The 11,371-nt window shown below is 57.5% G+C and carries 7 protein-coding genes and 3 pseudogenes; 9 read left to right on the top strand and 1 reads right to left on the bottom strand.

Going from position 1 to position 11,371, the window contains the following annotated elements; genetic code table 11:
• Positions 1-31: 31 nt before the first annotated feature.
• From N181_RS02855 to N181_RS02900, 9 genes and pseudogenes are all read left to right on the top strand, one after another.
• Positions 32-768 (top strand): annotated as a pseudogene (locus N181_RS02855) (radical SAM protein); the annotation flags it as partial.
• A 470-nt stretch (positions 769-1,238) separates the two neighbouring features.
• Complete coding sequence (gene nodA, locus N181_RS02860; RefSeq protein WP_015633488.1) at positions 1,239-1,829, top strand: nodulation N-acyltransferase NodA; 591 nt, start codon at positions 1,239-1,241, stop codon at positions 1,827-1,829.
• Positions 1,826-2,473, top strand: a complete 648-nt coding sequence (gene nodB / locus N181_RS02865; protein WP_010875356.1) for a chitooligosaccharide deacetylase NodB — start codon at positions 1,826-1,828, stop codon at positions 2,471-2,473. Before nodA ends, nodB begins: the two co-directional genes overlap by 4 nt.
• Positions 2,474-2,487: 14 nt before the next feature.
• Positions 2,488-3,729: a chitooligosaccharide synthase NodC gene (gene nodC, locus N181_RS02870; protein ID WP_014858070.1), complete on the top strand. Its 1,242-nt coding sequence runs from the start codon at positions 2,488-2,490 to the stop codon at positions 3,727-3,729.
• Positions 3,730-3,880: 151 nt separating this feature from the next.
• Positions 3,881-4,912 (top strand): nodulation factor ABC transporter ATP-binding protein NodI, encoded by a 1,032-nt coding sequence (gene nodI, locus N181_RS02875; protein WP_015633486.1) that lies wholly within the window; start codon positions 3,881-3,883, stop codon positions 4,910-4,912.
• Positions 4,913-4,915: 3 nt separating this feature from the next.
• On the top strand, positions 4,916-5,704 hold the full coding sequence (gene nodJ / locus N181_RS02880) for a nodulation protein NodJ (RefSeq protein ID WP_015633485.1): 789 nt from the start codon (positions 4,916-4,918) through the stop codon (positions 5,702-5,704).
• A gap of 99 nt (positions 5,705-5,803) precedes the next feature.
• Positions 5,804-7,863: pseudogene (gene nolO / locus N181_RS02890) on the top strand (nodulation protein NolO).
• Between the two features lie 166 nt (positions 7,864-8,029).
• Entirely contained in the window at positions 8,030-8,755 is a 726-nt protein-coding gene (gene noeI, locus N181_RS02895; RefSeq protein WP_014858065.1) for a 2-O-methyltransferase NoeI, read from the top strand.
• Between the two features lie 1,071 nt (positions 8,756-9,826).
• Positions 9,827-10,353, top strand: a pseudogene (locus N181_RS02900) (IS91 family transposase); the annotation flags it as partial.
• Between the two features lie 40 nt (positions 10,354-10,393).
• Here N181_RS02900 and N181_RS02905 read toward each other — a convergent pair.
• Complete coding sequence (locus N181_RS02905) at positions 10,394-11,275, bottom strand: reverse transcriptase domain-containing protein (protein ID WP_015633482.1); 882 nt, start codon at positions 11,273-11,275, stop codon at positions 10,394-10,396.
• Positions 11,276-11,371 lie beyond the last annotated feature (96 nt).

Here is an 11,371-nt window from a genome sequence, read left to right on the forward strand (position 1 = left end):
GCTGCCGTCAAACGGGGGCACCAAGTGTTAGATTCCATCCACTAGTAAGGGGTGGCTGAGGAACTTGCCGGCGTCAGATCCGGTGTCGTTGTATCTCCACATTCCGATCTGTCGGTCGATGTGCTGGTATTGCGGATTTCCCAACAGCATAACTCGTCGAGACGCATCGATCCTCGACTATCTGACGGCGCTAGTGAGGAGATAAGTTTGGTAGCAGCCCAAGCGCCGCAGGCGCTGCCCGTGAGCGACGTGCACTTCGGCGGTGGAACACCAACCATCATCAAGCCAGAAGATTTTCTGGCTCTGATGGATCTTCTGCGTCGCAGTTTCGCCTTCAGGAAAACCATCGCTGTCGAGATCGAGCCGCGCACCTTCACGGCCGAGATGGCCGAAGCCTTAGGAGCGGCCGAGGTAAGCCACGTGAGTCTCGGCGTGCAAAGCTTTGATCCCATTGTTCAAAAAGCAACCAACCGGGTCCAGAGAAAGGCGCAGACGACCGCGGCTATTGAAAACCTGCGCCGGATTGGGATAAGTCGCATCAACTTCGACCTCATGTACGGCCTCCCGCACCAGACCGTGCAGTCCTGCGTTCAGAGCGCGACGGCAGCGGTCGCAATGCGCCGCGACCGGCTTGCCGTATTTGGCTACGCCCACGTTCCATCCTACAGGAAAAATCAGCGCATCATGATCGACGAGACGGCACTGCCTGATATAGCTGCCCGAGCCGAACAAGCCGTGGCTGTGGCCGAAACGTATCTGCCGAACGGCGCGGGAGCAGTAGCGGTATTAGCTTCTTTGCCGTTGGCGGCCAAGTCTCAGCCTGTTCTTTGATCCAACTTCCTTGTTTTCGAGAGCGTGGCCGCACGCCCGTGATTGGCTGGCCGAAGCTGATGCTCCCGCCGCGGTGTCGGGTTCGTTCATCAACCGTTGCTAGCAGGGAGACTTGGGCCGGGTGTATCCACAGTATGAATGGATATAATCCAAACAATCAATTTTACGGATCCGTCCAATCACTATTAGAAGATGCTCACGTTTGAAGAAATCAAGTGTGTCGCTGGTAGAGATTTGCGAGTGATACGGGAAGGTCGGGAAATGTCCCCCACTCACTGTGCAGGTTATAACAACCAACTTGGTCCGCAATGCGGGTTCGACGACAGTGTCGGGCGTCCATCGACCCCGGCCACTTCGGACGTTTGATGTACGTTTCAAGAAGCAGCAAGATGTGGAGTTCTTTGGATATGCGTCCTCAGATGCGGTGGAAACTGTGCTGGGAAAATGAGCTGGAGCTCTCCGACCACACTGAACTCGCTGAGTTCTTCCGGAAGACCTATGGACCGACCGGGACGTTCAACGCAAGACCATTTGAAGGTGGGCACAGTTGGGCCGGAGCAAGGCCGGAGTTCCGTGTAATCGGCTACGACGCTCACGGAGTGGCTGCTCACATGGGGCTGTTGCGCCGCTTTATCAGGGTGGGCGATGCCGATCTGTTGGTGGCGGAACTGGGTTTGTGGGGGGTTCGCCCGGACCTCGAAGGACTCGGGCTCAACCACTCCATCCGCGTCATGTATCCGGTGCTGCAGCAGCTTGGCGTTCCGTTCGCATTTGGCGCCGTTCGACACGCGCTGTACAAGCTTGTGGGCAGACTCTGCCGAAACGGTCTCGGTACAATTGTGGCTGGCGTTCGCGTGCGGTCCACCCTTTCAGATGTCTATCTCAACCTGCCGCCAACGCGCACTGAAGACGTACTCGTTGTGGTCTTTCCGATTGGACGTCCAATGAGCGAATGGCCATCCGGCACACTGATCGAACGAAACGGTCCGGAACTATGAAACAGCTTGACTATCTCCGGACAGTGCCCAGAAGCGGCACTGGGGCCCCGAGCGTCTACCTGACCTTCGACGACGGTCCTAACCCGGTTTTTACCCCTGAGGTCCTCGATGTGCTGGCCGAACACCGTGTCCCGGCGACTTTCTTCGTCATCGGGGCTTATGCTAAGGACCGGCCGCAACTCATCCGACGCATGGTTGCGCAAGGGCACGAGGTCGCCAACCATACAATGACCCATCCGGACCTGTCTGCCTGCGGACGTCGGGACGTGGAACGCCAAGTACTCGAGGCGAACAGGGCCATCAGGATGGCCTGCCCCGAGGCTTCGGTGCGGCACATACGTGCGCCTTACGGAATTTGGAGCGATGACGTGCTGACAACATCGGCAAACGCTGGACTGGCGGCTGTGCACTGGTCTGTGGACCCGCGGGACTGGTCCCGCCCCGGTATCGACGCAATCGTCGATGCGGTACTCGCCTCGGTCCGGCCCGGTTCAATCATTCTCCTGCACGATGGGTGCCCTCCCGACGAGTTGGCGAACACTGACGCCAGTTTTCGCGACCAGACGGTGGCGGCGTTGTCTCGTCTCATCCCTGCCTTGCACGACCGCGGATTTATAATCCGCTCGCTTCCTCAGAATCATTAAACGGACGGTTTTTCATGGATCTGCTTGGCACGACCGGCGCCGTAGCCATCTCCTTGTATGCAGCACTCTCGACGGCTTACAAAGGCATGCAAGCTATATACGCTTTGCCAACAAACACCACAGCTGCGTCAACGCCCGTGACCGGCTCCGGTGCACCGCCGAGCGTGGATGTTATCGTCCCCTGCTACAATGAGGATCCGCGCGCGCTCTCGGCGTGCCTAGCTTCCATTGCAAAGCAAGACTACGCTGGAGAGTTGCGGGTCTACGTGGTTGACGACGGTTCTGGCAATCGCAACGCCATCATACCTGTACACGATCATTATGCGTGCGACCCGAGGTTCCGCTTTATCCTGATGCCAAAGAACGTCGGAAAGCGCAAGGCGCAGATTGTCGCAATACGGGAATCATCGGGAGATTTGGTGCTCAACGTTGACTCGGACACGACCATTGCGCCGGACGTAGTCACGAAACTTGCCCTGAAGATGTACAGTCCCGCGGTCGGCGCGGCGATGGGTCAGTTGACGGCCAGCAACCGCAGCGACACATGGCTGACGCGGTTGATCGACATGGAGTACTGGCTCGCCTGCAACGAGGAACGAGCAGCACAGGCTCGCTTTGGAGCCGTTATGTGTTGCTGCGGCCCGTGTGCCATGTACCGGCGGTCCGCACTCCTATTGCTGCTCGATAAATACGAGACGCAACTGTTTCGAGGCAGGCCAAGCGACTTCGGGGAAGACCGCCACCTCACAATCCTCATGCTGAATGCAGGCTTTCGAACCGAGTACGTTCCGGACGCCATCGCGGCGACGGTCGTTCCAAACTCGATGGGGGCCTATCTGCGCCAACAACTGCGCTGGGCACGCAGCACGTTTCGCGACACATTGCTCGCGCTCCGCCTACTGCCGGGCCTTGATCGCTATCTTACGCTGGACGTGATCGGACAGAATCTTGGTCCGCTGCTCCTAGCCCTCTCGGTCCTGACGGGGCTAGCACAGCTCGCTCTGACGGCCACAGTGCCTTGGTCGACGATCCTGATGATTGCATCTATGACAATGGTCCGCTGCGGCGTGGCGGCGTTTCGAGCGCGAGAGCTGCGATTCCTTGGGTTTTCGCTGCACACCCTCCTCAACGTCGCTCTCCTGCTCCCCCTCAAAGCATATGCGTTGTGCACGTTGAGCAACAGCGACTGGCTGTCGCGTGGTTCCCCGGCTGCCGCACCCAACGGCGTAAAGGATTCTCCTGAACCCCATTGCTAAAACAAGCGCTGCGGAGCCGTCTGAAACTGCGGCACCCGCGTCGCTGGCTCAGCCTTGCGCAGCTTGCGAGGCTGCTGACATCAGTCAGTCACTGCGGTGGCGGTAGCCGGCTTTGCCAAACAGGCAAGCGAATTTAAGATAGGACGAGAAATTGCAGCTATTGACTCGAGCAAATGTCTCAAGCTCACCGTCGCGGCGGCCTGAGAGCAATGCACGCAAGCAGAAGTGCCACGGGCATAGCAATGCGGATAATTCGCTATCTTGCTCCAAATCAGATGTGGCAATCGAGCTTACCAACGTCAGTAAGTCTTATGGCGACAAAGTCGTTGTCGACCAACTGTCATTCACCATCACCTCAGGAGAATGTTTCGGCTTGCTGGGACCGAACGGTGCGGGCAAAAGCACGGTATCGCGTCTGGTTCTCGGCCTGGCACCGCCTGATGAAGGCACGATCACAGTGCTCGGAGAGCCGGTGCCAGCCCGCGCGCGTTTGGCGCGCAGCCGCATAGGGGTGGTTCCGCAATTCGACACACTTGATCGCGAGTTCACGGCGCGCGAGAACCTACTGGTGTTCGGACGTTACTTCGGCCTGCGTACTCGCGAGCTCGAGGAAGCCATTCCACCACTGCTCGATTTCGCTCGGCTCGAGAGCAAGGCGGATGTACCCGTGGCGCAATTATCCGGCGGTATGCAGAGACGGCTGACGCTGGCTTGTGCGCTGATCAACGACCCACAGCTCCTGATACTGGATGAGCCGACTACCGGCCTCGATCCGCATGCTCGCCACCTAATATGGGAACGGCTGCGGTCCTTGTTGGCGCTTGGCAAGACGATTCTACTGACTACCCACTTCATGGAAGAGGCGGACCGATTATGTGACCGCTTGTGTGTTATAGAGCACGGACGGAAGATCGTGGAAGGCCGCCCTCACGCGCTGATCGACGAGCAGATCGGGTGCGACGTGATTGAGATCTACGGCGGCAATCCGCGGGAGCTGACTTCAGTTGTCGGACCATATGCTCAGCGTGTCGAAGTGAGCGGTGAGACGCTGTTTTGCTATTCGTCCGATCCAGAACAGGTGCGCTTGCAATTGCGCGGGCGAACCGGTCTACGCCTATTGCAGCGTCCACCGAATCTTGAAGATGTGTTCTTGCGGTTGACCGGGCGCGAAATGAAGGACTGAGCGATGTGGAAACGTTACGCGGCGGTCCTACCCGCCAATCCTTGGAATTGGATTGCAGTGTGGCGCCGTAATTATATGGCATGGAAGAAAGCCGCGATCGCTTCAATTCTCGGTAACCTCGCCGAGCCCGTGACTTCGCTGTTTGGTCTCGGCTTCGGCCTGGGTGCGATGGTGGGTCGCGTCGACGGCATTCCATATGTCGCGTTCTTGGCGGCTGGCATGGTTGCAACAAGCGCAATGATCTCCGCGACGTTCGAGACTATTCACGCGACCTTCGCTCGCATGCACGCAAAACGAACTTGGGAATCAGCCCTGTGCACCCAACTCACGCTCGGGGACATCGTCCTCGGTGAACTGGCGTGGGCAGCCAGCAAGGCGTTATTGGCCGGGACAGCAATGATGCTCGTTGCAGCCACAATGGGCTTTGCATCGTGGCCGTCCGTTCTCTTTGCCTTGCCAGTGATCGCACTCACGGGGTTCGCCTTTGCAAGCCTGGCGATGATCGTCACAGCACTTGCGCCCAGTTACGACTATTTCATATTTTACCAGACGCTCTTCCTTACACCCATGCTGTTTTTGTCAGGAGCGGTCTTCCCAGTCAGCCAACTGCCCGACATTTTTCAGAAGCTATCGCATCTGCTGCCGCTGTCACATTCAATCGAGCTCATTCGTCCAGCGATGCTAGATCGCCCAGGCGGAGGCGTCGCTCTGCACATCAGCGCGCTTTGTATATTTGCAGTGATGCCATTCTTCTTATCTGTGGGACTTCTTCGGCGGCGTTTAATGTCCTGACCTACGGCAGAAAGAGCACTGCTTGAGCTTAGCAAACGACTAAATTCAGTCGGAGCACAGGGCCTACCTGTTACAAGTGACGAGAGATTGGAGAGCAACATGCTGTGTCTAGGACTGAGTGGCGGTCTAAGCAAGATTTACGAAAACACGCTCGATCTGCCGAATACATTTATGCACGACGGTGCAGCGGTTCTCGTCCGAGACGGCCGAGTGATAGCTGCTGTCGAAGAGGAGCGGCTTAATAGAATCAAACATTCCAACAAGCTGCCGCGCCGTTCGATTCAATACTGCCTTGAATACGCCGGGGTTCAGCTCAGCGACATCGACTGCTCGCGTATTATGCAACCGAGGCATTTTGCAATGCTATGCTCGAGCGCTTGCTCGTTTCTCAGCCGCACATGTCAATACCGTTGTATGCCAAGCTGTTGTTGTGTGGGTTGCTCGCGCAGGAATTTGGTACTGAGGTCGATCCGTCGCGAATCTCATTCGTAAGCCATCACCTGTCGCACGCCTGGAGCGCGTTTTCTATGTCGGGTTTCGAACAAAGTCTCATCTTGACAATTGATGGCGGTGGAGACTTCGCCTCGGGTCTTTTGGCGATAGGATCTGGCACGGAAGTCACACCGCTTGCGACATTTCCGGAGAGCGATTCTTTAGGGCTTTTGTACCTTGAGACCATAAAATATCTCGGTTACGGCATGTTTGATGAATACAAGGTCATGGGGCTTGCACCGTACGGCGACCCCGCTCCCCATCGCGACCTCTTCGAACAGTTCTACGAGCTATTAGACAACGGTGGCTACCGGATCTATCTGGACCGGATTGGTCCCACGCTGCTTCGCAGCATTGAGGTACGCCGAAAAGGGATGCCGTTCACTCAGCAGCATAAAGATTTGAGTGCTTCGTTGCAAGAAGCACTCGAACGGATTGTGTTTCACGTTCTACGGCATCACAGCGAGATCACCGGCATAAAGCGCTTAAGCTTGGCCGGAGGAGTAGCTCACAACTGCACTTTGAGCGGTAAGCTGTTGCGCTCGGGAATCTTCCAAGACATCTTCGTGCAACCCGCGGCACACGACGCTGGCTGCGCATTAGGCGCTGCATTGATGATGTCTAATGAACTAGGGCAGTCCGCACCTCGAGAGCGTTTGCAGGAGGTCTATTGGGGTCCTGATCTCGGGAGCGACCGCGCCGTGGAGCAGGAATTAATTGCATGGGGCGGCCACATTGAAATCGAACGCTGCGATGATGTGGCCAGCAGAGCAGCCGAGTGGATCGCCGATGGCGCCGTTATCGGCTGGATGCAGGGACGATCGGAATTCGGACCGCGTGCGCTTGGCAACCGTAGCATTCTTGCCGACCCTAGGCCGGCCACAAACAAGGATCGGATCAACGCGATTGTCAAGAAGCGCGAAGGCTATCGCCCCTTTGCGCCATCCGTGTTGGAGGAGGACGCCAACGAGTTCTTTGAATTGCCAGATAGCAGGCAGGAATTTCCCTTTATGAATTTCGTAGTGCCTGTGCGCGAATCCAAGCGCAATCTGCTCGGTGCCGTCACGCACGTCGATGGTACGGCGCGCTTGCAAACAGTATCGCGCAACATCAATCAAGCGTATTGGGAGGTCATCACCGCCTTTAGGAAACGAACAGGTGTCCCGATTCTGCTCAACACGTCCTTCAACAATAATGTTGAGCCGATAGTGGATTCGGTTGCGGATGCGGTGACCACATTTTTGACCACCGACTTGGATGGACTCGTGGTTGGGTCGTATCTCATCAAGAAGCGGACTGCGTCACCGGAGGACTGGAGTAGACTTGCGCTTTCGTTGCCGCCTTATTCAAGCCTCCATCAAGTGCGTGCATTTACGGCGTTAGACCGCCAAGAGACGGTATGCGAGATCCGCACGGGTCCCTCCAGCCGAGAAGCCGTGCGGATTTCATCCGAGTTGTTCGAACTGCTAATGCGGATTGATGGAGAAGCTCCGCTCGGCGATATCTTGGACCTCATCGCGCCCAATCAGAACCAGCGTGAAGCGCTCCTAAATGAACTGCGTGGGCTTTGGGAGCAGCGTAGCGTGCGACTGCATCCAATGCGCGCCGGCTCTGCAGCGGAACCACTATCAAGTTCAATCAATCTGTCAAGCGGTGCCCGCCTATGACAATCGCGGTAGTTCCGTCCCTCTCCTTCACCCATGCTGGTGGGGCCGAGACGCTCATGAGTGATGGGCGGCATTCGTTGAGGCTCCAGCGAAGCGCGGCACGAGCACTCAATGTCTCACCAGCGGTCAGCACCCGCATCTGCAATCAATATTGAGGTGTAATTTCATGGAAGTAGGACGGTATCTTAAAGAAGGCCTGCTAATCTCTCTTCAGCAACGCCTTCGCGAATTTGCGGAGGGCATAGGAAAGCCAACGTCTTCCTTGAAGGTCCATCGACAGATCGTTTCGCTCCTTGAAAAGCCTGACCCCGTGATTCTGGACATCGGTTGCAATGATGGAAGCGATGCGCGACGCTTTCTCCAGCTTCGTCCGAAGGCCCAGCTTTTCTGCTTTGAGCCAGACCCCCGAGCCGCTGCTCGCTGTAGGGAAAACATGGGGCCTTTGGACAGGATGAGGCTATTTGAAGTCGCGATCAGTGATCGAAACGGCAGAATCGATTTCCACCCCAGTAATGGAGATGCAAAGGAATGGGATCTGTCAGGCTCAATACGCCAGCCCAAGAATCACCTTTCCGAATATCAGTGGGTCCGGTTTGACGGACCCATCTCAGTTGAGACTCGGAGACTGGACGATTGGTGCAGTGAGGCTGGCTTGGAGAGTATCGACCTGATCTGGATGGATGTGCAGGGGGCCGAGTCCGACGTCATCGCTGGCGGCAAAGAGACTCTAAACAATACGCGCTTCATCTACACTGAATATAGTGACCAGGAGCTGTATGAAGGTCAACTGCCCCTGCGCGCAATTCTTGACCTACTGCCTTCGTTCGAATTGGTGGCTCAGTTTCCACGCGGAGTGGAGGGTGACGTTTTGCTCAGAAACACGAGGCTTTAGCACCAGTCGGCTTGTTCTCTTCCATATTGCGGGCTGTCCCAGCCCAAGACCGCCTCAGCAGGCAGGCCTTGGCGCCCGGTTACCTTGACCGCTGTGCCGACACAGGTCTCGCGCCATTAAGCCAACCAGATCGCGATGCGCGTCGAGCCACATCGCTCGCCGAAACAATCGCTAGCGTTACCGATCTTTGACAGCGGCTCTGCAACTGGAGAGCGTTTTTTCGAGACCCAGACGATCCGCCAAGGCCTGAATCGTACTACTCCTGTCACGGCCTCTCTGACGTTCGGCTCGCAGCGTCTGTGGTTCGAGTCGGATTTTGTCTCTCTACCTGGCTTCCGCTCTGAGGGTCCGTTGGAAGCGGAAGGGACGAAGATGAGGAGCAAAAAGATGAACAAAACGCGCCAACGGTGTCATCCTGCTCCGATGGGCAAAAAAGGTAACATATATCCGCAACGGGGTCCGCCCGCACGTCCGGCGAGGCTACGAGCCATGTGGCGACTGCTGCGGTGCATGCGAGCATCAGCACGGTCCTGCGATTCATGAGATATACCTCCGAAAATTCGGGTTAAATTTGCAACATGGGCGGCAGTAAGAGGCGTGCAATAGCGGTGGACCGTGTTTTCGGTTCCGATTGTCTGGCAGGCGCGGCAGACAAGTGCCCTTACCTTCGTGTTCCACCGGCCTAGGCAAAAACCGTGAACGCTGTTCCCCATCGCGCAGTCCTTCTTCATCTCTAAGAATAGCGCATGCGAATCGTCAAAGCGGATCATCTGCACTAGGCGGCAAAACCGAGCAAACCAAAGATCGGCGCGAGGCCGACACCGTCGGCAATCCCAATAGTGCGAAAGACTCCGGGTCCAAGAGGTATGTGACGTTCTTCATCTATCAGCCTTTCTCTATTGTCGTGGTGTCATGTCCCAACGAAAGGTAGCGTAGGCGAGGCACGCGTGGGGAGCTTCGCTATGCACCATGTGGCAAGACTGGGAAATCCATTTTTTGTATGGGGCCTATTCAAACCATGGAATGTGCGAACGAATGCATTCCAACACATCGGCTTGAGGGCCCCCGGGTGCCACGCGCGATCGCTGGCTTACCGACCGTCAGGCCGATCTGTTGCCGGTACCGTACTTCCATGTGGTGTTCACCATGCCGGCCGAGATCGCCGCGATCGCCTATCAGAACAAGCGGCAGCTCTATACGATGCTGTTCGAGGCGGCCGCCGAGACGCTCAAGACCATTGCCGCCGATCCCCGGCATCTCGGCGGCGAACTCGGCTTCCTCGCTATCCTCCACACCTGGGGGCAGACGCTGACCCATCACCCGCATCTCCACTGCCTCGTCCCCGGCGGCGTGCTGGCCGACGCTGGATCGCCTGTCGCCGCCGCCGTTTCTTCCTGCCGGTCCGGGTGCTCTCCCGGCTGTTCCGCCGCCTGTTCCTCGAGCGCTTGCTGGCGGCACAGGCGGCCGGAGGCCTGCGTTTCTTCGGCGCCCTCGCGCCGCTTGGCGATGGCAATGCCTTGGCCCGGGCGCTGCGTCCGCTGCGCAAGAAGCGCTGCCGAGTAGGTGGGGGCGTTACCGCCCCACCCCTCACAGACCCGGACGTGCAGTTTTCCCGCATCCGGTTCCTCATGGTAGAGTTTAGCTCACGGCAGCAAATGAATGAGCAATTCTGGCTGGCGGCAGCGGATGGCGTTTCAGGATCTCGTTAAGACGGGTCCATCGGAACACGCTTTGACGATCTCGTCGAGATAGCCATTTCTGCCATATCCTCACGACCTGATGGGCGAACCATCGCAATCGCCGAGCATTTCCTCCGACGCCATAATAGGCGAAGTGGCCCCACATCATGGACGAGAGATGGCGGTGCTGATCGCGGATCGACCAGTTCCGGTGTTTCCGGCACCAGTCACTCACCGCTGCCAGCGCACGAGCAAAGCGGCCTTTGGCCGTGACTTGCATCACCATGGCTTTTCCTCTGCGCGACCGTCCCCACACGTGGGTCAGGCCGAGAAAGTCGAAGCTGGTGCCATCCGTCTCCGGATGCCGTGTGCTCTCCGTCCTTCGCGGGCGAAAGTCGACGAGGCGCGTCTTGTCCGGGTGGAGCGTAAGCCCGTACCGTCCAAGACGTTTGCCCAGAACTGCCAGGACACGTTGGGCGTCGACGATGTTGTCAAACGCCATGATCGCATCGTCAGCATAGCGGGCAATGGTGCAGCCCCCACGAAGCCGCGGCCGCACCTCGGTCTCGAACCATTCATCCAGCACATAGTGCAGAAAAATGTTCGAGAGGCAGGGCGAGACGACGCCTCCTTGCGGGGATCCTTCTGTCGTTCGGCGCAGGAGACCATCTTCGATGGCCCCAGCATTCAGCCATTTATCGATCATCCGTCGGATGACGCCGTCGGTGACTCGCTGGTCGAGGAACGCCCGGAGGTAAGAGTGCGGGATCGAATCGAAGTACTTCTGTATGTCGAGATCGATCACCCAATAGAGCCGCTTTGCCCACAGCACGTTCTGCATATTGCGGAGCGCCTGATGGGCCGAGCGGGCACTGTAAAGTTATCAGCAAATTGATGCAGCGATAGCTGGCGGGGACGGCTGTCAGGCTGCGGCGAC

The sequence above is a fragment of the Sinorhizobium fredii USDA 205 genome (genome assembly GCF_001461695.1).
GTDB classification, from domain to species: domain Bacteria; phylum Pseudomonadota; class Alphaproteobacteria; order Rhizobiales; family Rhizobiaceae; genus Sinorhizobium; species Sinorhizobium fredii.